This window comes from Micromonospora sp. LOL_015 (assembly GCF_048060275.1).
In the GTDB taxonomy this organism is placed as follows: Bacteria; Actinomycetota; Actinomycetes; order Mycobacteriales; family Micromonosporaceae; genus Micromonospora_E.
Genome location: NZ_JBHMIO010000027.1, coordinates 1 through 22,491, shown reverse-complemented (window position 1 = coordinate 22,491; position 22,491 = coordinate 1). Strand labels below are relative to the sequence as shown.

The following is a 22,491-nucleotide window of genomic DNA, read 5'->3' as shown; positions in this document are numbered from 1 at the left end:
GGGCAGCCCGGTGGCACGATGGGCGGCATGGTGACGATCGGCATGCTCGGCGGCATGAGCTGGGAAAGCAGCGCACACTACTACCGGCTCGCCAATGAGCTGGTCCGCGACCGGCTGGGTGGCCACCACTCGGCACGGTGCGTGCTCTACTCGGTCGACTTCGCCGACGTCGAACGACGGCAGGCGGCCGGCCAATGGGACGAGGCCGCCGACCTGCTCGCCGACGCGGCCCGGCGGGTCGAGGCGGCCGGCGCCGACCTGCTGCTGCTGTGCACCAACACCATGCACAAGGTCGCCGACCTGGTCGCCGCCGCAGTCGACATCCCGTTGCTACACATCGCTGACGTCACCGCTGACGCGGTTCGCAGCCACGGGTTGCACACGGTCGGTCTGCTCGGCACCGCGTTCACCATGGAGCAGGACTTCCTACGGGACCGGTTGGCCGGACACGGGCTGACCGTCCTGGTGCCTGACGCCGCAGACCGCGAGATGGTCCACTCGGTCATCTACGACGAGCTGTGTCTCGGGGTGGTCAGCGAGTCGTCCCGGGCCAGGTATCTGAAGGTCATCGAGCGGCTGATCGCCGCCGGCGCGCAGGGCGTGGTGCTCGGCTGCACCGAGATCGAGCTGCTGGTCCGTCAGGAGGACACCCCGCTGCTGCTCTTCCCGACCAGCCGGCTGCACGTCGCCGCCGCCGTCGAGCAGGCGATCGCCGCCGAGGCGGCGGCGATCACCGTCTGAGCCGTCGCAGGTCCGTTCGGCGGGGCGTCCCCCGGCGGGCATCGACCCGCCGGGGGACCCCGACGTCCAGCGGTTCAGACGGTACGGGCCAGTCGGTCGGCGAGCAGCTTGGCGAACCGGGCCGGGTCGTCGAGTTCACCGCCCTCGGCGAGCAGCGCGGTGCCGTACAGCAGCTCGGCGGTCTCGGCCAGCGCCGGATCGTCGGAGCGGGCTCCATACGCCTCCCGCAGCCCGGTGACCAGTGGGTGGGTCGGGTTCAGCTCCAGGATTCGCTTGATCTTCGGCCCGTCCTGGCCCATCGCCCGGTACATCCGTTCCAGCGCCGGGGTCATGTCCGCGGCGTCACCGACCAGGCAGGCCGGCGAGGTGGTCAGCCGGGTGGACAGCCGTACTTCCTTGACCTGCTCGTCGAGCGTCTTGCCGAGCCAGGACAGCAGCGCGGCGTACGTCTCCTTCTGCTGTTCCCGATCCGGGTCGGACTTGGCGGTGTCGTCGTCTCCAGCCAGGTCGACCTGGCCCTTGGCGATCGACCGCAGCTTCTTGCCATCGTAGTCGGCGACCGACTCGACCCACATCTCGTCGACCGGGTCGGTGAGCAGCAGGACCTCGTACCCCTTGGCCTTGAACGCCTCCATGTGCGGGGAGTTCTCGATCATTGTGCGGGACTCGCCGGTCATGTAGTAGATGTCCTCCTGACCGTCCTTCATCCGCTCGATGTACCCGGCCAGAGTGGTCAGCTGCTCCGGATCGTGAGTCGAGGCGAACGACGAGATGTCCAGGATCGCCCGCTGGTTCTCGTAGTCGTTGAGCAGGCCTTCCTTCACCGCCCGGCCGAGCTGGGTCCAGAACGTGCGGTACCGGTCGGCGTCGTTGTCCATCAACTCCTTCAGCGAGGAGAGCACCTTCTTCACCAGCCGGCGCCGGATCAATTGGATCTGCCGGTCCTGCTGCAGGATCTCCCGGCTGATGTTCAACGAAAGGTCCTGCGCGTCGACGACACCCTTGATGAACCGCAGGTACTCCGGGATCAGCGCCTCGCAGTCGTCCATGATGAACACGCGCTTGACGTACAGCTGCACGCCGCGCCGGGCGTCCCGCATGAACAGGTCGAACGGCGCCTGCGCCGGCACGAACAGCAACGCCTCGTACTCGAAGGTGCCTTCGGCCTTCATGTGGATGATGTCGAGCGGATCGTTCCAGTCGTGACTGACGTGCTTGTAGAACTCCTTGTACTCGTCGTCGGTGACCTCGGAACGGGGCCGCGCCCACAGCGCCTTCATCGAGTTGAGGGTGACCACCTCGCTGGTGGTCTCACCGTCGGATTCACCGGGACGCTCGGTGGTGGAGCGGATCGGCCAGGCGATGAAGTCCGAGTACCGCTTGACGATCTCCCGGATCTTCCACTCTTCGGTGTAGTCATGCAGTTGGTCGTCCTTGTCCTCGGGCTTGAGGTGCAGGGTGACCGTGGTGCCCTGGGGCGCCTCGTCGAGCGTCTCGATGGTGTAGGTGCCCTCGCCGGACGACTCCCAGCGGGTCGCCTCGGTCTCCCCGGCCCGCCGGGTGGTCAGGACGACCCGGTCGGCGACCATGAAGGTGGCGTAGAAGCCGACGCCGAACTGCCCGATCAGCTCCTGGGCGGCGGCTTCCTTGGATTCCTTCATCTTGCGCAGCAGCTCGGCGGTGCCGGACTTGGCGATGGTGCCGATCAGGCTGACCACCTCGTCCCGCGACATGCCGATGCCGTTGTCCCGCACGGTGAGGGTGCGCTGTTCGCGGTCGGCCTCGACCTCGATGTGCAGGTCCGACGTGTCGACGTCGAGATCCTTGTCGACCAGCGCCTGCAAGCGCAGTTTGTCCAACGCGTCGGAGGCGTTCGAGATCAACTCGCGTAGGAAGATGTCCTTGTTCGAGTAGATCGAATGAACCATCAGCTGCAAGAGCTGGCGCGCCTCGGCCTGGAACTCACGCGTCTCGATCCCGGTGCTCACCTGGATTCCCTCCTGGAGACGAATTGCTGTCGGAAGCCTGGCTTCCACCGAGAATCGTACGGTCCGGGTCCGCCGGATATCCGGCCACCTCGGTCGCTTTGAGGGTCGCCCACACCCGCTCGCCGCGACGCAGGTCGAGGTGCGCGGCCGCCGCCGCGGTGATGTCCGCTCCGACTGGTAACGGCCCGGCCAGCTCGACCCGCAGCCGGTCGCCGTTGCGGGCGACACTGCTGACGGTGGCCGGCCACGAGTTGCGCGGGCTGCCGTCCGGACGCCGCCGGTAGAGCGCCACCGCCGACGGCGGGAACGCCACGAACACGTCGCCGCGCTGCGGCTCGGCGGCGACCAGCCGGAAGCCGCCGGGCAGCGTGACGCTGGTCCCGTCCCCGCTGCCCCGGTAGAGGTTGAGTCCGACCAGCCGGGCCACGTAGTCGCTACGCGGGCGGGCGGTCACGGTGGCCGCGTCCCCCGACTGCACCAGCCGGCCGTCCTCGACGATCACCAGCCGGTCGGCGAGCATCATCGCGTCCAACGGGTCGTGGCTGACCAGCACGGCGACGCCGGTGTGCGCGGCGAGGTGCTGCCGCAGGTGGGCGCGGGTCTCCGCCCGGGTCCGGGCGTCGAGCGCGGCGAGCGGCTCGTCGAGCAGCAGCAGTTGCGGGCGTACGGCGAGCGCCCGGGCCAACGCGACCCGCTGCGCCTGCCCGCCGGACAGCCCACGGGGCCGGCGTCGGGCATGTCCGGTCAGCCCGACCCGGTCCAGCCAACCAGCCGCCGCGTCCCGCGCGACGCGACGCGGCACGCCGTGGCTACGCGGCCCGAACGCCACGTTGTCCAGCGCGGTCAGGTGCGGGAACAGCAGATAGTCCTGGAAGACCACGCCGATCGGCCGATGCTCCGGTGCCACCAGCACCCCCTTGTCCGGCTGGTCCAGCGTCCGGTCACCGAGGCGCAGGTAACCGGCGTGCAGCGGCTGCAGCCCGGCGAGGGCCCGCAACGCGGTGGTCTTGCCGGCTCCGTTGGGCCCGAGCAACGCGACCACCTCCCCGGCGGCGACGGTCAGCCGCAGGTCGAGGGTGAACCCGGCGCGGCGGACCACCAGATGCGCGTCGAGCGCCGCCGCCGGCCCTGGGTCGGGGACGGGATCGGGGACGGCCCGTCGCTGCGTGGTCACCGCAGGCCACCGACCCAGCGGTCCCGCAGCCCGGCGAGAATCACCACGGAGACGGTCAGCAGCAGCAGGCTCAGCACGATCGCGGCGTCGAAATCCTGCTCCAGGGCAAGGTAGACGGCGAGCGGCATGGTCTGCGTACGGCCGGGGAAGTTGCCGGCGAAGGTGATGGTGGCGCCGAACTCGCCGAGCGCCCGCGCCCAGCACAGCACCGAACCGGCGGCGATCCCGGGGGCGACGATCGGCAGGGTGACCCGGCGAAACGTGGTCCACCTGCTGGCCCCGAGGGTGGTGGCGGCCTCCTCGTATCGGGGGTCGGCACCACGCAGCGCGCCCTCAACCGCGATGATCAGGAACGGCATGGCGACGAACGCTTCGGCGAGCACGACGGCGGCGGTGGTGAACGGCAGGGTCACCCCGAATGCGCTGTCCAGCCAGCCGCCGACCAGGCCACGCCGGCCGTAGACGAGCAGCAACGCGACGCCGCCGACCACCGGCGGCAGCACCAGAGGCACGGTGACCAGGGCGCGGATCAGGCCCCGGCCGGGAAACCGGGTGCGGGCCAGCAGCCAGGCCAGCGGTACGCCGAGCAGCAGGCACAGCACGGTGGCGGCAGTGGCGGTCAGCAGCGACAGCCGCAGCGCGTCGAATACGCCGGGCGCGGTGAGCCGGGCCGGCAGCTGCGCCCACGGGGTACGCAGCAGCAGGCCGGCCAGCGGTAGCGTCAGGAAGGCCAGTCCGGCCAGGGCGGGCAGGGCGAGGAAGACCGGCAGCCGCCGGTCGGTACGGCGACGTCGCCGGCTGACGGCGGGCGGCGCGGGCGTGGTCACGGACCATGGAAGCCGGCGTCGGTCAGGACGGCCTGGCCGGCGGCGGCGCGGACGTACCCGACGAATGCCTCCCCGGCCTGCGGGTTGGTGGCAGCCGCCAGGGTGACGATCGGGTAGTCGTTGATCGCCCGGGCGGCCTCGACGAACTCGACGGCGTCGACCTCGTCGGCGGCGGCGGCCGCGTCGGTGCGGTAGACGACGGCGGCGTCCACCTCGCCGAGGCGGACCTTGGACAGGGCGGCGCGGACGTCCCGTTCGAAGGTGACCGGGACGAGGTCGCTGCCGGCGGCGTCGAGCGCGGTACGGGCGGCCGCCCCGCATGGCACCTGCTCGGCGCAGAGGGCGACCTTGACGCCGGACCTGGTGAGGTCGGCCAGCACGGTGACGCCGGCCGGGTTGCCGTCCGGCACCGCGATGACCAGCTGGTTGCGGGCGAAGACAGCCGGTTCGCCAGCTGCCTCACCGGCGGAGACGACCGTTGCCATGGTGGCCGGGCTGGCGGCGGCGAACACGTCGGCGGGTGCCCCGGCGGTGATCTGCTGGGCGAGCTGGGAGCTGCCGGCGAAGCTGAAGGTGACGGACACATCGGGGTTGGCCGCCTCGAAGTCGGCCCCGATCCGGGTGAACGCGTCGGTGAGCGAGGCGGCGGCCAGCACGGTGAGTGTGCCGGTGACGCCGGGTACGGCGTCGCCCCGGGCACCGTCGGAATCCGATCCGGTGCCGGTGCCGGTGGCGCAGCTGGCGGCCAGCAACGCGGTGGCGGCCACCAGGGCGAGGGAGTTCGCGCGGCGGCGCATCAGTTGCCCCGTTCGACGACGACGTTGGTGGACTTGACGACGGCGGTGGCGGTGGTGCCGACGGTCAGGCCGAGTTCGTCGGCGGCTTCGCTGCTCATCAGCGAGACGATCCGGAACGGGCCGGCCTGGATGTCGACCTGGGCCATCACGGTGTCCCGGGTGACCGCGGTGACGATGCCGCGCATCCGGTTACGGGCCGACGACCGACCGACGCCCTCATCGGGGTCGTCGGCGAGGGCGCGGGCGAACGCCGCCAGATCGACGCCGGCGATCATCCGGTGACCGTTGCCGTCCCGGGCAGCGGCGAGTTTGCCGGCGTCCACCCAGCGCCGCACGGTGTCGACGCTCACGCCGAGCAGTTCGGCGGCGTCGCCGATCCGGTAGGTCGTCACAAGCCAGACGTTATCCTCTCGCACCTGCGATACAAAAGGTCATTTCCGCTCGCAGGTGCAAGCCACGGTCGGTACCTGAACGCAGGTCGGGCAGCGCCCCGCCACCAACCACCGGGGTCCAGCTGGCACGGCCCGTGGTCCACTTGATGGTGTGACCGTCGCGCAGACCGCCGAATCTCCCATCGCCGACCGCCGGTTGCCCCGGCTCCGCCTGCTCTGGTCGTTCGCCCGGCCGCACCGCCGCGCGCTGGGCCTCGGCCTGTTCCTCGCCCTGGTCGGCTCCGCCGCCGGCCTCACCACGCCGATGGTCACCAAATGGGTGCTGGACACCCTGACCGGGGCGGCGTCGCTGCGCGGCCCGGTGCTCGCGCTGCTCGGGCTGCTCGTCGTCGGTGTGGTGATCTGGCTGTGGCAGTGGATCCTGCTCGGCACCGTCGGCGAACGGGTGATCCTCGACGCCCGCCAGTCGATGGTGCGCCGGCTGTTCCGGGCCACCGTGCCGGCCGTCACCGCCCGGCCCACCGGCGAGTTCGTCACCCGGGTCACCTCGGACACGGTGCTGCTGCGCGAAGCCGCCTCGTCGAGCGTGATCGGCCTGATCAACGGCTCGGTACGGCTCGTCGGCACGCTGGTGCTGATGGCTGTGCTCGACCTGGTACTGCTCGGCGCCACCGTCGCCTCGGTCGCCGGGATGACCGTCCTGTTCAGCCTGTTGCTGCCGGGCATCGCCAAGGCGCGCGAACGCGCCCAGGAGCACGTCGGCAGGTTGGGCTCGGCGTTGGAGGGCACCCTGCGGGCGATCCGCACGGTCAAGGTGAGCCGGGCCGAGCAGCGCCAGTCGGAGCGGATCGTCGACGAGGCCCGCGAGTCGGCCCGGCAGAGCATCGCGGCCATCCGCCGCGAGGCCCTGGCCTGGACCGCCGCCTGGGCCGGCATCCAGTTGGCCATCATCACGATCCTCGGTCTCGGTGCCTGGCGGGTCGGCACCGGCGCGCTGCCGGTCTCCAGCCTGATCGCGTTCCTGCTGTACGCGTTCGGACTGATGGAGCCGGTCACCACGCTGAGCCGGCACCTCACCGCGCTGCAGTCCGGGATCGCGGCCGCCGGTCGGATCCGGCAGGTCGAGGCGATGCCGGCCGAGGGCGACCCGACCGCCACACCGGCGCCGGGGACAAGCCCGGAGCCGGCGGCCGGCCGGGCTGGTCGGGCAACCGCCGACACCGACCGACCGGTGCTGGAACTGCGGCAGGTCACCGCCGGCTACGGGCCCGACCTACCGGCCGCGGTACACGACATCGACCTCGCCGTGCCACGCCGTGGGCACCTGGCCATCGTCGGCCCGTCCGGCGCCGGCAAGACCACCCTCTTCTCGCTGATCCTGCGGTTCCTCGTACCGCAGCGGGGCGAGCTGCTGCTCGACGGTCGACCGTACCCGTCGCTGAGGCACGAGCAGGTCCGGAGCCGGCTGGCGTACGTCGAGCAGGACACCCCGGTGATCCCCGGCACCATCCGGGAGAACCTGCTGTTCACCCACCCGGACGCCACCGACGGGGAGATTCGCCGCGCGCTGCACGCGGTCCGGCTGACTGAGAAGATCGACTCGCTCGGCGACGGGCTGGACACCCTGCTCACTCCGTCGTCGATGTCCGGCGGACAGCGGCAGCGGATCGCACTGGCCCGGGCGATCCTGCGGCGGCCGGACGTCCTGCTGCTCGACGAGGCGACAGCCCAGGTCGATGGACTCACCGAGGCGGCCATCCACGACTGCATCCGGGAGCAGGCCGGCAACGGCGCGGTGGTCACCATCGCGCACCGGCTCTCCACCGTCATCGACGCCGACACCATCGTGGTGGTGGACAGCGGGCGGATCCGCGCGTACGGCGACCACCAGACGCTGTTGGCCACCGACGAGCTGTACCGCGATCTGGTGGAGGCGCTGCGGATCGCCCAGTCCGGCGGAGCGGCGGACGGTGACCGCGCCGGCGGGCCAGCGGACGGTGACCGCGCCGGCACCGGGGAGCTGGTGCCGAGCGACGTGGGCTGACCCGACGCCGAAACCGACCGACGACGCCGTAGGGGGGGCACGGCGTACTGCTCCCGTTTGGTCCGCGCGGCCGGGGGTACCTCGTCGGCCGGAAGCGGGGGTTGCCACGATGGCGGATCGGCAGGTACGCGCGGTCAATGCGCTGCTCGACCGGCAGGGCCGCACGTTCAGCGCCGAGGCGGGTATCGCCCTGGTGGGTGAACGCGACCTGCCCCGGTTCGCCGCTGCCCTGGTCCGGGTCTCGCTCGGCGGTGACGCCTGACGGGTCAGCGGGCCGGGCGAGGGCTGACCGGGCCGGACGCCGACTCACCCGGCCGACGCCGGTCGAGTGTGCGCCGGGCCGGCGCGTCACGGATCGGGGTGAGGATGTCGCCGATCAGCGCGGCCATCGCCGGGGACGGTTCCAGCTGCAGCTCCCGCAGGGCCAGATCGCGGTACGCGTAGAAGGCGTGCAGCGCCTCGTAGGCGTTGCCCTCGGCGAGATGGATCTGCACGATCAGCCGGTGCGGGGTTTCCCGCAACGGTTCGGCACCGACCGCTTCCAGTGCGGCCTGCAGCGCCTCGTCGTGCCGACCGGCGTCCAGATGGGAGCGGGCGATGTGCTCGAGCAGGTGCAGCCGCAACTGCCGCAGCCGTTCCCGTTCCAGCAGCACCCAGTCGTCGTACCAGCCGGGCAGCAGGTCGTGCCGGGCGGCGGTGAGCACCGCGTCGGCCAGCCGCGGGTCCCCACCGTCGCGCACCCGCGCGGCGGTCCGGACCAGGTCGTCGACGTCGACCTGGACCTGCTGGTCGAGCCGGACGGTGTCGCCGGCGGTCCGCAGCGGGCAGTTCGGCTCCTGACGCAGCCGCCACAGCGCGGTACGCAGCGAGGACAGTGCGCGGTCCTCGGCGGCTTCCGGCCAGAGCAGACCGGCCAGGTGGGCACGGGTGGCGCCGGGTCGCAGCCCGATCACCGCGACGATCCGCTGCAGTCCACGGGGGATCGACACGGTCTCGTGCTGGTGGATCAAACGGAAGCCGCCGAGGAGCAGTAGTCGGAATGATGCCCCCGCGTTGCCTGCCTCTGACGTCACGGCCGAACCCCCTGCACACGTCAGTCACCGGTCGCCGCCCTTGGATCACGTCATCGCGTCACGAAGATTATCAATCACAATTACTCTCAGTCAACATGCAGTCGGCTACCCGATTCACTCGACCCACCGATTCAATCCCGTCTGACCTGGGGTTTTGTCGAGACTCGACGACCGCCGATGATTCCGGTGCACATCGAGAACGATCACGCACTGTACTCATAGTCCGTCACGTCGACGTCACCGACGGGCGATGACCCGGGCGGTAGGGACAACGCGTCGGTGACGCCGACGGCGGCAAGGTTGGTCAGGACCGGGCCCGACGCCGCTGGGAGGAACCATGGATCGCTCGCTGATCATCGCCAAGGTCGTCCCCGACGCGGAGCAGCAGGTCGCGGAGATCTTCGCTGAATCGGACCTGACCGACCTGCCCCACCTGGCCGGGGTACGGCACCGGTCGCTCTACCGGCTGCACGACCTGTACGTGCATCTGATCGAGACCGACGAGACCGGACCGGACGCGGTGGCCGCCGCCCGGCGACACCCGGAGTTCGACGAGGTCAGCCGCCGACTCGCCAGCTACATCAGCCCGTACCTGGCGAGCTGGCGGTCACCTCGGGACGCGATGGCGCACCGGTTCTACCACTGGGACGCACCGACCGGGCGGCCCCGATGACCACCGTGGCGGCCCCGGGCCGCAACCGCTGGCTGCGCTGCCGCGCCTGTCACGCACTGGTCTACCGGCGACGGATGCGCCGCAACCTGGAGGTCTGCCCCGAGTGTGGACACCATCAGCGGTTGACCGCGGCGGATCGGATCGGACAGCTGGTCGACCCGGACAGCTTCACCAGGCTCGCCGACCGCGCCGCCGAGGTGGACCCGTTGAGGTTCGTCGACTCGATGCCGTACCGGCGACGGCTGGCCCAGGCGCGGGCGGCGACCGGCCTGGCGGAGGCGGTGGTGTGCGGCGCCGCCCGGATCGGCGGGCAGCGGGCCGTCCTGGCGGTGATGGACTTCCGGTTCCTCGGTGGCAGCCTCGGCTGCGCCACCGGCGAGTTGATCACCCGCGCCGCCGAGGAGGCGCTCGCCGCCCGGGATCCGCTGGTGCTGGTCACCGCCTCCGGCGGGGCGCGGATGCAGGAGGGCGTCCTGGCGCTGATGCAGATGGCGACGGTCAGCTGCGCGATCGCCGAACTGCGCGCCGCCGGACTGCTCACCGTCAGCGTCGTCACCGATCCGACGTACGGCGGCGTCGCAGCCTCGTTCGCCACCAACACCGACCTGGTGATCGCCGAACGCGGCGCCCGGATGGGGTTCGCCGGCCCCCGGGTGATCCGGGAGACGATCCGCCAGGCGTTGCCCCCCGGTTTCCAGACCGCGGAGTTCCTGCTCCGGCACGGCCAGGTCGACATGGTCGTCGAACGCCACGACCTACGCCCCCGGCTGCGCGCCCTGCTCGCGCTGGCCGCGGGTGGCCGGGCCGGAGCAGGTCCGCTGGCCGCGTCCGCCGGGCGGGCCGCCCGGCCCGACGACGGGCCGGTGCCGGTGGCCGGATCGACGACGGCGGGAACGGGGCCGATTCCGCGCCCCAGGCCGACGCATCGGACCGACGCGACGCCGACCGCCTGGCAGTCGGTGCGTACCGCCCGGGACCTGGCCCGGCCGACCACTCTGGACTACCTGCGAACGGCGTTCGACGGCTTCGTCGAGTTGCACGGCGACCGGCTCGGCGCGGACTGCCCGGCGATCGTCGCCGGGCTGGCCCGGCTCGGCGACCAGCCGGTCGCCGTCATCGGGCAGCAGAAGGGCCACGACGCCCGGGAGATGCTGGCCCGCAACTTCGGCATGGCCAGCCCGGCCGGCTACCGCAAGGCGTTGCGGGTGATGGGGCTCGCCGCCCGGCTCGGACTGCCGGTGGTCACCCTGATCGACACCCCGGGCGCACATCCGGGGGTCGACGCCGAGGAACAAGGCCAGGCCGCCGCGATCGCCACCTGCCTGCGCACCCTGGCCCGACTGCCCACCCCGGTGGTCGCCGTCGTCACCGGTGAGGGCGGCAGCGGCGGAGCGCTCGCGCTGGCCGTCGCCGACCGGGTGCTGATGCTGCAGAACGCCGTCTACTCGGTGATCAGTCCCGAGGGTTGCGCCGCCATCCTGTTCCACGACCGGGCCGCCGCGCCCCGGGCCGCCGCCGCGCTCCAGCTCACCGCGCCCGACCTGGCACGCCTCGGCGTCGCCGACGGCATCGTCGGCGAACCACCGGGCGGCGCGCAGCGCGATCCGGCCAGCGCCGCCGACCGGGTACGGGCGGCGCTGACCGCCGCGCTGTCCGACCTGCTCGCCGTACCCATCACCGACCTGCTGTGTCGACGATCCCGACGGTTCCGCCGGTACGGGGCGGGCACCGTCGACGCCGGCGTACCGCAGCCCGACAGCGACCCGACGATCCAGGTGAGTCCGCGATGACCAGTGCCGCCGCCAACGGAACCCCGGCCGGGTCGGAGCCGGGCGGTCAGCTACGTCGACTCGCCGAGCAGACCCGGGCGCTGGTCGGTGAACTCACCGGTCCACTGCGCCGGGTCCAGGTCCGGCACGGCGACACGGTGATCGACATCGAGTGGCATGACCGGACGACGCCGGTCCCGGCCCCACCGTCGTCCCCGGCCGACACGCCGGCGGCCGGACTGACCGCACCGCCGGCGGACCAGGCCACGCCAGCGTCCGGGCACCGGATCGGGTCACCGATCGTCGGCACGTTCTACCGGGCCGCAGAGCCCGGCGGAGCGCCATTCGTCGATGTAGGCGACTCGATCGAGCCGGGTCAGGTGATCGGGATCGTCGAGGCGATGAAGCTGATGAACGAGATCACCACCGACCGGCCAGGGGTCGTCGTGGAGATCCTGGCCGGCGACGGCGAACCGGTCGAATTCGACCAGCCGCTGATCGCCGTGGCACCGGGCTGAGGAGGCGGTGACCGTGTTCGAGAAGATTCTGATCGCCAACCGGGGAGAGATCGCGCTGCGGGTCGCCCGGGCCTGCCGGGAGCTCGGCGTACGGACCGTAGCGGTGCACTCCACCGCGGACCGCGACTCGGCGGTGGTCCGGTTCGCCGACGAGGCGGTGCAGATCGGCCCGCCGCCGAGCCGGGCCAGCTACCTCAACGCGGCGGCGATCGTCGAAGCGGCCCGGCGCACCGGTGCCCAGGCCGTCCACCCCGGATACGGCTTCCTCTCCGAGGACGTCGACTTCGCCGACATCTGCGCGGAGAACGGACTGGTCTTCATCGGCCCACCGCCGCAGGTCATGCTGGCCCTCGGGGACAAGGCCAAGGCCCGGGACGTGCTTGGGACGGCCGGCCTGCCGCTGCCGCCGGGTAGCCGGGAGCCGGTGCCCAGCAGCGCCCACGCCGCCACGGTCGCCGCCGAGATCGGCTATCCGGTGATCATCAAGGCGGCGGCAGGCGGCGGTGGGCGGGGAATGACGGTGGTCACCGACGAGGCGGATCTGACGCCGGCGTACCACCGGACCCGGCAGACCGCCCGGGCGGTCTTCGGCGACGACCGGGTCTACCTGGAACGGTTCCTCACCCAGGCCCGGCACGTCGAGGTGCAGGTGCTCTGCGACGGCCACGGCAACGGGGTGCACCTGGGCACCCGGGACTGCTCGGTGCAGCGCCGGCATCAGAAGCTCATTGAGGAGGGTCCGGCACCTACGCTGCCGGCGGCGATGCTCGACGAGATGGCCCAGGTGGCGCTGCGCGGCGCGCTCGCGGTCGGCTACGTCGGCGCCGGCACCTTCGAGTTCCTGGTCGACGAGCACGACCAGTTCCACTTCATCGAGATCAACTGCCGGATCCAGGTGGAACACCCGGTCACCGAGATGATCAGCGGGGTGGACCTGGTGCAGGAACAGATCCACATCGCCTGCGGTACGCCGCTGCGGCTGCGCCAGCCGGACATCCGGCCCCGGGGCGTCGCGGTCGAATGCCGGGTCAACGCCGAGGACCCGCAGCGCGGATTCACCCCGACACCTGGCCGGCTGGACCGCTTCGAGATACCCGGCGGCCCGTTCACCCGGGTCGACACCCACGGCCACACCGGGTACGTCGTCGGACCGCACTACGACCCGCTGCTGGCCAAGGTCGTCGTCTGGGCACCGGACCGGGAACTGGCGCTCAACCGAATGGAGCGCGCGCTGAGCGAGTTCGACGTACGCGGCCCCGGCGTCCACACCACCGTCCCGTTCCTGCGCCGCGTGCTGGACGACGCCATGTTCCGCAAGGGACGGCTCTCGACCGGCCTGGTCGGCCGGCTGCTCGACGAGCCGTCGCAGACCCGTACGGCCTGACCACACACCCGAGGAGGAGCGGATGAGCATCACCGATGATCAGCAGAAGGTCACCGCCGCGGACATCACCGCGATCCTGGTACGCAACTGCGGGCTCGACCCGGCCGGCGCCGCCGACGCGCCGGCGGCGTCCCTGGCCGAACTCGGCCTGGACTCGCTGGCGTTGCTGGAACTTCAGGCCGTGGTGGCCGACCGGTACCAGGTGCGGATCCCGCCGGAGAGCGCGGACCTGACCATCGTCGAGATCGCCGAACTGGTCGCCGACGAAATCACCGGCGAAGCCAACTCGGCTACCGACGCCGATGCGGCCGCCGGGGTCGGCGCGACCACCACCGGGCCGCCCCCCGGACACACCGAGAACAGCGTGGTGATCGCCGCCCCGGTGGATCTCGTCTGGGCGGTCACCAACGACGTCGACCGGTGGCCCGACCTGTTCACCGAGTACGCGTCGGTGCAGATCGTGCACCGGCAAGGGGACACCGTGCGGTTCCGGTTGACCATGCACCCGGACGAGAACGGAACGGTCTGGAGCTGGGTCAGCGAACGCACCGCCGACCGGAGCCGCCGCCGGGTGCTTGCGCACCGGGTGGAGACCGGACCGTTCGAGTACATGCGGATCCGCTGGGACTACGCCGAGGTCCCCGGCGGCACCCGGATGACCTGGGTGCAGGACTTCGCCATGCGACCGACCGCGCCGCTCGACAACGCCGGCATGACCGAACGGATCAACACCAACAGCCGGATCCAGCTGGACATCATCCGCGACCGGATCGAAACCCTCGCCCGCACCGCAGACCCCGCCGGAGGCACCCGATGAACGATCCACGGCTCGTCGCCGCCCGCGACCTCGCCGCCGACCGGCGACGCGGCGGCGAACTGCGCGTCCTGCTCGGTCCACGGACGGTCGGCAGCACCTCCGGCTTCCTCGGCCTGGCGGTGCTGCGCCCCGGCGAACGCATCGCCGAGCACTACCACCCGTACAGCGAGGAGTTCCTCTACGTCGCGCGCGGTGAGATTGTCGTCGACCTGGACGACCTGCCGGTGGCGGTGCACCGCGCCGAAGGGCTGTTCGTGCCGATGAACACCCGGCACCGGCTGCGCAACGTCAGCAGAGGGCCGGCCGAAGTGGTCTTCCACCTCAGCCCGCTGGCGCCGCGTCCCGAACTCGGCCACGTCGACACCGAGGGACCGGCGGTGCTCGGCCCCGGTCCGGACACCGCCGGGGCGGGTCGGGACTCCGCCAGGTCCGGCCCCCGTCCGAAGCCGCGCACCCGGACCACCACACCCAACGGGCACCGGCCGTGACCGCGGCCGGGTCGTCCCGGCGTACGGTCGTGACCGGTGTCGGGGTGGTCGCCCCGGGCGGCGCCACCCGGGAGGCGTTCTGGGCGACGATCACCGCCGGGCGTACCGCGACCCGCCGGATCACCGTCTTCGACCCGTCCCCGTTCCGGTCCCAGATCGCCGCCGAATGCGACTTCGACCCGACGGGCGCCGGGCTCGGCCCGCGCGAGCGGCGACGGGCCGACCGGTACGTCCAGTTCGCCCTCGCCTGCTCGATCGAGGCGGTCGCCGACGCCGGGCTGTGCCTCGACGACGCCGGCCGGCTGCGGGCCGGGGTGGCGCTCGGCTCGGCGGTCGGCGGCACCGTGGCTTTGGAGCAGGAGTACGTGGTGGCCAGCGACGCGGGCAGCCACTGGCTGGTCGACCCGGACTGCACCATGCCGTACCTCTATCAGGCGCTGGTGCCCAGCAGCCTGGCCGCCGACGTGGCCTGCCGGCACGGGCTGCACGGGCCGGCGCAGGTGATCTCCACCGGCTGCACCTCCGGCATCGACGCGATCGGCTACGCCCACCAGTTGATCGTCGACGGGGACGCGGACGTGATGCTCGCCGGCGCCGCCGACTCGCCGATCTCCCCGGTCACCGTCGCGTCGTTCGACGCGATCGGGGCGACCAGCCCGGACAACGACGACCCGGCGCACGCCAGCCGGCCGTTCGACAACGACCGGCACGGCTTCGTCCTCGCCGAGGGGGCCGCCGTGCTGGTGCTGGAGGAGCTGGGCCACGCGCGGCGACGCGGCGCGCGGATCTACTGCGAGATCGGCGGGTACGCCACCCGCAGCAACGGCTACCACATGACCGGGCTGCGCCCGGACGGCGCGGAGATGGCGCTGGCCATCGTGGACGCGATGGACCAGGCCCGGCTCAACCCGGACGACGTGTCGTACGTCAGCGCACACGGCTCCGGCACCCGGCAGAACGACCGGCACGAGACAGCCGCGTTCAAACGGGCGCTCGGGGACGCGGCGTACCGGGTGCCGGTCAGCTCGATCAAATCGATGATCGGGCATTCGCTCGGCGCGATCGGCTCGATCGAGATGGCGGCCTGCGCGCTCGCCATGGCGCACGGGATGGTCCCGCCAACCGCGAACTGGCGCACCCGCGACCCGGAATGCGACCTGGACTACGTCCCGAACACCGCTCGTGAGCTACCGGTCGACGTCGCGTTGTCGGTCGGCAGCGGATTCGGCGGATTCCAGTCGGCGATGGTCTTCGCCCGACCGGACAGGACAGTACGGTGAGCGCCGACGGCCCCCCGGCCGCGCTGCCCGGTCAGCGGGCCGCGGTGCCCGGCCGCCGGTCGGTGGTCACCGGGATCGGCGTGGTGGCGCCGACCGGACTCGGTGCCGACGCGCACTGGAAGGCGACCCTGGCCGGGCAGGTCCGCACCGGGCGGATCACCCTGTTCGACCCGGCGCCGTACCCGGTCACCCTGGCCGGCGAGGTGACCGACTTCGACGCGCTGCAGTGGACCGACAACCGGCGGGCGGTGCAGACCGACCGGTGGACCCATCTCGGTTTCGCCGGCACCCGGCTGGCGCTGGCCGACGCCGGGCTGCCGGACACCGCCGACGACCCCGACCGGTACGCGGTGGCACTGGCCAGCTCGTCCGGGGGCAACCTGTTCGGCCAGCGGGAGCTGCAGCGGCTGTGGAGCCGGCCCGGCCGTACCGTCGGGGCGTACCAGTCGATCGCCTGGTTCTACGCCGCCAGTGTCGGCCAGCTCTCCATCGCCCACCAGTTCAAGGGTGCCTGCGGGGTGCTGGTCGCCGAGGCGGCCGGCGGGCTGGACAGCCTGGCGCACGCCGCCCGGACCATCCGGCGGGGCGCCGACGTGGTGCTGGCCGGTGCCACCGAATGCGCGCTGAGCCCGTACGCGCTGGCCTGCCAGCTGCGGAGCGGGCTGCTCAGCACCGGCACCGACCCGGAGTCGGCGTACCTGCCGTTCGACGTCGACGCCGCCGGCTACCTGCCGGGTGAGGGCGGTGCGGTGCTGGTCGTCGAGGAGCTGGGGCACGCGCTGGCCCGGGGTGCGCCGGTGATCTACGGCGAGGTCGCCGGCTGGGGGGCCAGCCACGACGCCCGGCACACCGACCGGCACACCGGCGGGGACGCCGACCAGTACGCCCGGGCGATGCGCCGGGCGTTGGCGACCGCCGGGGTGGCTCCGGCCCAGGTGGACGTCTGTCTGCCGGACGCGCTCGGCGTACCGCGTTTCGACCGGGCCGAGGCGCGGGCGGTGCGGGCGGTCTTCGGCCCGACGCCGCCGCCGGTGACCACGCCGAAGCCGTTGACCGGGCGGGCACACCAGGGCAGTGCGGCGCTGGACGTGGCGACGGCGCTGCTGGCGCTGCGGCACCGGCTGCTGCCGCCGACCGCCGCACCGCGCCGCCCGGCCCCCGGCTGCGACCTGGACTTCGTCCGTACGGCACGGGAGTGCACGGGGCACGCCGCGCTGGTCGCCGCCCGTGGCTTCGACGGCTTCAACAGCGCCCTGCTGCTGCGCCGCGACCCGGCCTGGCGCTGACTCGGTTCGTGCTGCCGGCTGGCCGCAGACTGCCTCAACACGGCTGGGGGTGGTTGCGGTCGTTCGTGTAGTAGCAGGGATGGGGTGTGGGCGGTCGACGTAGCAGGTAGCGGGCGGTGTTGGCGCGGATGGGTGGGAGGTATCCGACGATGGGCCACCGCTGGTGGTCGTAGTCGGGCCGGTAGCCAGCTGCGCTGAGGGCGGTGGTAATGCCGGGAAGGTGTCGGGCTCCCCAGATCATTATGAGATCGTCGGTGGTGGCGGTGGCCGCTGTGACGGCGATCTGGGTACGGGTGTGGAGCAGGACGCGGGTGAACGGGTTGATGTGGGCAGTACGGGCGGCTTCCGGTGGTGGGACTCGGATGCTGCCCCGGTTACCGACCGCGAAGATGGCTTGGTGCCAGGCGAGTCGCCAGGTTTCGTGATCGGGCCAGGTGAGTGATCGTGTCCGGCGGATGATGTAGCGGCGCATTGCCTCGGTTCCGACTTGTCGCACGATCTCGAGGTCAGTGAGGTCGTGGCGTTGCCAGTTGGGGTGATGCAGCACGGTGAGTTGGTGAGTCCATCCGAGTGCCGACATCCGTAGTGCTTCCAGGTCGCGCATGGTGGCGAGATCGGCGAGAACGGTTTGTTCTTCGGTGGAGGGCTGGTCGTCGGGTCGCTGATGGTCGGCGTTCTCGTAGTGGACGGTGAAGCCCTGGTTCATTGACGCGGTGATGGCACCGAGCAGAGCCTGGTAGTAGCCACCCTCGCCGAAATGGGCCGTGGAGACGACGACGATCCACCGGCCGGTGTCGAGGTGGCAGAAGGGCGTGATCGGGGTTTGGACGACCGACCGGTGGTGACGGTCGGTGCGAGTGATCTGCAGGTAGGGAGCCATGGTTCCTGGTTCTAGGTGGTTGACGGGCTGGTTGTCGGTAGCGGAGCAGGCTGTCCCGCACCGGGTTGATGGAGAAAACGAGCTTGGTGGAGATCGGGGTCAGGGCAGGATGCCGATCTGGGCAATTTGGACGCCAATGGGAACTCGTCGAGAATCATCGATAGTCGGCCTGGTGGATGCGGTTGTTGGCGACCCAGTGGACGCCGTTAGGCCGCAGCTGCGGAGCAGGGACGCGGTGCGGTCTGGGTTGCGGTGGTAGTAGCGGATTCCGGCTTGGGTGAGGTGTTGCTGGGCGGCGTGGAGCCGGTCGTCGGCGGGGGTGGTGTGGGTGGTGACGATGAGCAGGCTGCCGGTGGGCAGGTGCCGGGCGAGTTGGGTGGCCAGGTTGTGGAGGTGGTGATCGTCGAGGTGGTGGGCGAGGTTTGTGGCCAGGACCGCGACCGGTGTGGTGCGGTCGAAATGGTCGGTGACGGCGGCGACCAGGTGCGCGGGTTGGGTGGGGTCGGCGGCGATGACGGTCACGGTTCCGGCGGGGTCGCTGGTGTGCAGGGCGCGGCAGTGGGCGAGGGCCAGCGGGTCCGTGTCGGTGTACACGATGTGACTGGTCGGAGCGATGTGTTGAGCGATGAGGTGCGTGTCGGTGTGGTCCGGGGCGGGCAGTCCGGGGTTGAGGTCGACGAACTGGCGGATACCGTTGGCGGTGAGGCGGGCGACGGCGCGGCCGGCCGCTTGTCGGGCGGCCCGACAGCTGTGGGGCATACCGGGGTGGATGCGGGTGGTCTGGTCTGCGAGGGTCCGGTCGACGGCGAAGTGGTCCTTGCCGCCGGCCCAGTAGTTGACGAGTCGGGCGAGCGCGGGCCGGCCGGTGTCGAGCCCGGCGGACGCCGGGCGACGCAACAGCCCGGCAGGGACGGTGTCCGCCGGTGCGGCGGGCGGACGCGCGGGGTGGATGCCGGTGGTCACGGCCGCCCCCGGCCAGGGGCGGTGCCACGGCTGCGCGTGTGGGGTTGGCGCCACATGGGCCACAGGGGTGGTCCGCCGTCGGGCAGGTGCACCGGGGCGGGGGTGGTGTCGTAGTAGCCGTGTCGTTGGTAGAGGCGTCGGGCGTCGGTGGTGGTGGCGACGAGGTGGACGGGGGTGCCGGCGGTGTCGCAGGTGGTGTGCCGGTGGGTGAGCAGGGCGGTGCCGAGGCCGTGGCGCTGCCGGTCGGGGGCGACGCCGAAGTAGGCGAGGTAGGTGTGCGGGCGGTGTGGGGCGTGGTCGTGCAGGAGCGCGGCGAGGTGGGTAAACCTGCCCGCGTGCGGGCCCGCGACCCTGTCCACGAGTGCGGTGTGGTGGGGGTCGGGGTTGCCGGCGGCGGTGTGGGGCAGCCAGACGGCGGCGCCGGCGTGGTCGTCGCTGGTGTACACGGTGCCCGAGGTCATGGCGTGGGTGAGGATCGCCGGGCAAAGTCGCTGGTAGACGTGTCGGCGTTCGCCGGGGTCGGGGATGAGCCAGACGGCGTCCGGAGTGTCGACGAACGCGTCGACCAGGGTCGCGGTGAGTGCGGGGATGTCGTGGCGGTCGGCGACACGGATCACGGTCGTGGTGGGGGTGGTGGTCACCGACGGATCTCCTTACGTGCGGCGGGGGTCGACTGGGTGGTGGAGCGGGTGGCGGCGTCGGCGCCCGCGCCGACCGTGGCGTAGACGTGGCGGCGTGTGCGGTGCAGGACGGTCGCCCAGACCAGACCGGCGGTGACGGCGGCGGCGTAGAGGCCGGGCAGCGCCCACCGGGCCGGCGAGCCGGGCGGGGTGTTGAGAAGGTCACCGAAACCGATGAGAGTGCCGCCGAGGATGAACACCAGCAGGTTGAGCGCGACGCCGGGAGCGACCGCGGTCGACCAGCGGGACTCACCCCGGCGGTCGTGGCGAAAGTATGCGAGGACGGCGAGGCTGGTCGCGGTCATCAGGATCAACACACCCAGCCCGCCGGTGACGGTCAGCCAGAAGAACAGATGAACGACCGGATCCAGGCCGGCCAGCGCGTAGCCGGCGATGGTCAGGCCGGCCACACCGGTCTGGGCCAGCGAGCCGAGTCTCGGCGCCCCGGTCCGCCCGTGGGTACGCCCCAGCGCGGCGGGAAGGACCTGTTCGCGGCCCAACGCGAACAGGTAGCGGGCGACCATGTTGTGGAAGGCCAGCAGGGCGGCGAACAGGCTGGTCACCAGCAGCAGCCGGCCCACGTCGACGAACAGGCGTGGGAGGTGGCCGTCGACCAGCACGAACATCAACTCCGGCCCATGGCGTGCGGCGGCGTCGATGATCTGGGTGGGGCCGGCGGCGGTCTGCATCGCCCACGCCGACCCCGCGTACAGGAACGCGGTGACGGCGATCGCGGTGTAGGTGGCGTGCGCGACCGTACGCCGGGGGTCACGGGTCTCCTCCGCGAGCACCGTGGTGGCCTCGACACCGACGTAGCCGGCGATCCCACCGACGAGGATCGCCGCCATCCCCGGCACCGCCAGATGCCCCGGCGCCAACCCGTGCACCGCTAGTCCCCCGGCGGCGGCGGGGTGGGTGGCCATGATCGTGTCGAAGACCACCACCACGGTGATCTCCGCGACCAGCAGCACACCCAGGACCCGGCCGTTGAGGTCGACCCGCGCCAACCCCAGCACCGCGACCAGCAGCCAGCCGGCGAGCGCCCACACCCACCACGGCAGGTTGACACCGGCCACCGCCGACACGGTCGCGGCGGTGACGACACCGAACGCCCCGTACAGGCCGACCTGCATCAGGTTGTAGGCCACCACCGCCACGAACGCCGCCGCCACCCCACAGGCGGGGCCGAGAGCGTGCGCGACGTACGAGTACATCGACCCGGCGTTGACGACATGCCGCGACATCGCGACGTAGCCGACCGCAAACACGACCATCACGGCGGCGGTCGCCGCGTACGCGACCGGCACCCCGGACAGGCCGGTCACCGCGTACGCGGTCGGCACCGCCGACGCGACCACCGTCATCGGCGCCGCAGCCGCCAGGACAAAGAACACCACCTGCGGCACACCCAGCCGCGACCGGGCCAACGCGGCGGCGACACCACCCCGACGCGGACGCGGCACACCATGAGAAACAGACACAACAATCCCCCAAGAAAAGACAAGAACCAGACGAGACGGAGGCAGGTCAGAGAAAAGAGCGGGCAGGGCGCCTGAGCAGACGCCTGAGCAGGGCAGACGGTGGTCAGGTCCGGCTACCCAGCACAGCCCGGCCGACCGCCGCCTCCAGCTCGACCAGCAGGGCGTCGACCTGCGCCGGCACCGGACTCAACAACCGGTCCAGACGCCGCCGAGCCCGCGGCTCACCGCCGAGGAACCGGCCCTCGACACCAGCGGCGACACACAACCGCGCCAGAACGCTGTCGAACTGGTCCAACCGGTCACCACGACCGATCCGGGTCGACAACCGCGCCCACGGCCACGCCGCCACATTCATGTCCGTCGGCTCCCACACCGTCCGGACCGTCACCAGCCGCCGCACCCGCACCGGACGCACCACCCCCGCGTCGGCCAACCGCTGACCGATCGCCGGCACCGACACATCGGCGAGAACGTCCAGCCACACCGGAACCGGCTGACCCGGCTCGGCCGCCACCCAGGCCACGATCTGCCGCTCCAACCCGCCCAGCCGCACCCCCGGTTCCGGACACGCCAGATGCCCCGACGCCGTCACCTCCAACACCCCCGCAACGACCAGGTCCGCCAACACCGCGGCCGTCGCCCCGAACCCGGCGATTCGCGCCGTCACCCGCAACTGACCCGACACGTCGTGATGCGCCATCAGGAAGAACTCATCCGCCAACAACCGACGATCCACCGGCAACGACAACACCCACCGCCGACCGGCACCGGAGCGGTAGACGGTCACTGGGCACCAGTTTGCAGGCGCACCGGCTCACCAGGGCAGGGCAGGGAGTTGCCCCAGCTGCGTAGCTGGGACGCAGGCCGACGCCCCGCGTCATCAAGATCGGTTTTTGATAGTGGCGGAATCACAGCCCAAACGTCCCATCCATCGAGGAGCTCGGCGGTCACGACTAACCGTGCCTCCACTCACTCGATTAGTCGACCACGAAGGATGGGATATCCGTTCGCGCGATACTCCCCGCGATGCGGGGAGCGAGACATGGTAGGACTTCCACAGAGGTCTACCACGCCGTATGTTCAGGTACTAAGGACAGACGACGGCAAGGAGCCGCTGGTGCCCAGGACCGCACGCAGCTACCAACAGGAGGCCGAGGAACTTCGCGCCCAGGGGTCACTGACCTAAACTTTGGTCGTTTTGTTGGCAATACTGCTGGTTTTGGGCTGGGTGCGGGT

At 71.6% G+C, this 22,491-nt stretch carries 21 protein-coding genes and 1 pseudogene; 11 read left to right on the top strand and 11 right to left on the bottom strand.

Translation table 11 applies throughout. The features are described from left to right. Positions 1–27: 27 nt before the first annotated feature. Positions 28–741: an aspartate/glutamate racemase family protein gene (locus tag ACFHWU_RS20300; RefSeq protein ID WP_416552151.1), complete on the top strand. Its 714-nt coding sequence runs from the start codon at positions 28–30 to the stop codon at positions 739–741. Positions 742–815: 74 nt separating this feature from the next. Here the strand turns inward: ACFHWU_RS20300 and htpG are convergent, their stop codons facing one another. The 5 genes from htpG to ACFHWU_RS20275 are packed head-to-tail and all read right to left on the bottom strand — an operon-like array spanning position 816 to position 5,919. Continuing rightward, a complete protein-coding gene (gene htpG / locus ACFHWU_RS20295) occupies positions 816–2,669 on the bottom strand; it encodes a molecular chaperone HtpG (protein ID WP_416552364.1) in 1,854 nt (617 codons plus the stop codon). Positions 2,670–2,703: 34 nt separating this feature from the next. Continuing rightward, complete coding sequence (locus tag ACFHWU_RS20290) at positions 2,704–3,903, bottom strand: ABC transporter ATP-binding protein (RefSeq protein WP_416591298.1); 1,200 nt, start codon at positions 3,901–3,903, stop codon at positions 2,704–2,706. Beyond that, on the bottom strand, positions 3,900–4,730 hold the full coding sequence (locus tag ACFHWU_RS20285) for an ABC transporter permease (RefSeq protein ID WP_416552149.1): 831 nt from the start codon (positions 4,728–4,730) through the stop codon (positions 3,900–3,902). Before ACFHWU_RS20285 ends, ACFHWU_RS20290 begins: the two co-directional genes overlap by 4 nt. Beyond that, positions 4,727–5,527 carry a molybdate ABC transporter substrate-binding protein gene (gene modA / locus ACFHWU_RS20280; RefSeq protein WP_416591297.1) on the bottom strand — a complete coding sequence of 267 codons (801 nt, stop codon included), beginning with the start codon at positions 5,525–5,527 and terminating at the stop codon, positions 4,727–4,729. Before modA ends, ACFHWU_RS20285 begins: the two co-directional genes overlap by 4 nt. After that, positions 5,527–5,919 (bottom strand): TOBE domain-containing protein, encoded by a 393-nt coding sequence (locus ACFHWU_RS20275; protein WP_416552147.1) that lies wholly within the window; start codon positions 5,917–5,919, stop codon positions 5,527–5,529. Before ACFHWU_RS20275 ends, modA begins: the two co-directional genes overlap by 1 nt. Positions 5,920–6,070: 151 nt before the next feature. Between ACFHWU_RS20275 and ACFHWU_RS20270 the strand changes: the two genes are divergently transcribed. Together ACFHWU_RS20270 and ACFHWU_RS20265 are read left to right on the top strand one after the other, a co-directional pair. Further along, positions 6,071–7,963, top strand: a complete 1,893-nt coding sequence (locus ACFHWU_RS20270; protein WP_416591296.1) for an ABC transporter ATP-binding protein — start codon at positions 6,071–6,073, stop codon at positions 7,961–7,963. A gap of 109 nt (positions 7,964–8,072) precedes the next feature. After that, on the top strand, positions 8,073–8,225 hold the full coding sequence (locus ACFHWU_RS20265; protein WP_416552145.1) for a hypothetical protein: 153 nt from the start codon (positions 8,073–8,075) through the stop codon (positions 8,223–8,225). Positions 8,226–8,229: 4 nt separating this feature from the next. Here ACFHWU_RS20265 and ACFHWU_RS20260 read toward each other — a convergent pair whose 3' ends face one another. Beyond that, the gene (locus ACFHWU_RS20260; protein WP_416591295.1) at positions 8,230–9,036 is read right to left on the bottom strand and encodes an AfsR/SARP family transcriptional regulator; all 807 of its coding nucleotides are present in this window, start codon (positions 9,034–9,036) and stop codon (positions 8,230–8,232) included. Between the two features lie 337 nt (positions 9,037–9,373). Between ACFHWU_RS20260 and ACFHWU_RS20255 the strand changes: the two genes are divergently transcribed. The 8 genes and pseudogenes from ACFHWU_RS20255 to ACFHWU_RS20220 all read left to right on the top strand — a co-directional run bounded on the left by ACFHWU_RS20255 (position 9,374) and on the right by ACFHWU_RS20220 (position 17,251). Beyond that, entirely contained in the window at positions 9,374–9,709 is a 336-nt protein-coding gene (locus tag ACFHWU_RS20255; RefSeq protein WP_282233836.1) for a TcmI family type II polyketide cyclase, read from the top strand. Next, entirely contained in the window at positions 9,706–11,499 is a 1,794-nt protein-coding gene (locus ACFHWU_RS20250) for an acetyl-CoA carboxylase carboxyltransferase subunit alpha (RefSeq protein WP_416591294.1), read from the top strand. Before ACFHWU_RS20255 ends, ACFHWU_RS20250 begins: the two co-directional genes overlap by 4 nt. After that, positions 11,496–11,996: an acetyl-CoA carboxylase biotin carboxyl carrier protein gene (accB, locus tag ACFHWU_RS20245; protein WP_416552142.1), complete on the top strand. Its 501-nt coding sequence runs from the start codon at positions 11,496–11,498 to the stop codon at positions 11,994–11,996. The genes ACFHWU_RS20250 and accB overlap by 4 nt, the downstream gene beginning before the upstream one ends. 13 nt (positions 11,997–12,009) lie before the next feature. Further along, positions 12,010–13,380 carry an acetyl-CoA carboxylase biotin carboxylase subunit gene (locus ACFHWU_RS20240; RefSeq protein WP_416591324.1) on the top strand — a complete coding sequence of 457 codons (1,371 nt, stop codon included), beginning with the start codon at positions 12,010–12,012 and terminating at the stop codon, positions 13,378–13,380. 22 nt (positions 13,381–13,402) lie between these two features. Then, a complete protein-coding gene (locus tag ACFHWU_RS20235) occupies positions 13,403–14,197 on the top strand; it encodes an SRPBCC family protein (protein WP_416591293.1) in 795 nt (264 codons plus the stop codon). Further along, positions 14,194–14,565: pseudogene (locus ACFHWU_RS20230) on the top strand (cupin domain-containing protein); the annotation flags it as partial. The gene ACFHWU_RS20235 and the pseudogene ACFHWU_RS20230, both read left to right, overlap by 4 nt. A 116-nt stretch (positions 14,566–14,681) precedes the next feature. Next, positions 14,682–15,965, top strand: coding sequence for a beta-ketoacyl-[acyl-carrier-protein] synthase family protein (locus ACFHWU_RS20225; protein WP_416552140.1), 1,284 nt, complete (start codon positions 14,682–14,684; stop codon positions 15,963–15,965). Between the two features lie 44 nt (positions 15,966–16,009). Further along, on the top strand, positions 16,010–17,251 hold the full coding sequence (locus tag ACFHWU_RS20220; RefSeq protein WP_416591323.1) for a beta-ketoacyl synthase N-terminal-like domain-containing protein: 1,242 nt from the start codon (positions 16,010–16,012) through the stop codon (positions 17,249–17,251). Between the two features lie 34 nt (positions 17,252–17,285). Here ACFHWU_RS20220 and ACFHWU_RS20215 read toward each other — a convergent pair whose 3' ends face one another. The 5 genes from ACFHWU_RS20215 to ACFHWU_RS20195 all read right to left on the bottom strand — a co-directional run bounded on the left by ACFHWU_RS20215 (position 17,286) and on the right by ACFHWU_RS20195 (position 22,042). Further along, positions 17,286–18,131, bottom strand: a complete 846-nt coding sequence (locus ACFHWU_RS20215; protein ID WP_416591292.1) for a hypothetical protein — start codon at positions 18,129–18,131, stop codon at positions 17,286–17,288. 99 nt (positions 18,132–18,230) lie between these two features. Beyond that, positions 18,231–19,094, bottom strand: a complete 864-nt coding sequence (locus ACFHWU_RS20210) for an SAM-dependent methyltransferase (protein WP_416591291.1) — start codon at positions 19,092–19,094, stop codon at positions 18,231–18,233. Next, the gene (locus tag ACFHWU_RS20205; RefSeq protein ID WP_416591290.1) at positions 19,091–19,735 is read right to left on the bottom strand and encodes a GNAT family N-acetyltransferase; all 645 of its coding nucleotides are present in this window, start codon (positions 19,733–19,735) and stop codon (positions 19,091–19,093) included. Before ACFHWU_RS20205 ends, ACFHWU_RS20210 begins: the two co-directional genes overlap by 4 nt. Continuing rightward, a complete protein-coding gene (locus ACFHWU_RS20200) occupies positions 19,732–21,237 on the bottom strand; it encodes an APC family permease (protein ID WP_416591289.1) in 1,506 nt (501 codons plus the stop codon). Before ACFHWU_RS20200 ends, ACFHWU_RS20205 begins: the two co-directional genes overlap by 4 nt. A gap of 121 nt (positions 21,238–21,358) precedes the next feature. Next, a complete protein-coding gene (locus tag ACFHWU_RS20195; protein WP_416591288.1) occupies positions 21,359–22,042 on the bottom strand; it encodes a GPP34 family phosphoprotein in 684 nt (227 codons plus the stop codon). Between the last annotated feature and the right edge of the window lie 449 nt (positions 22,043–22,491).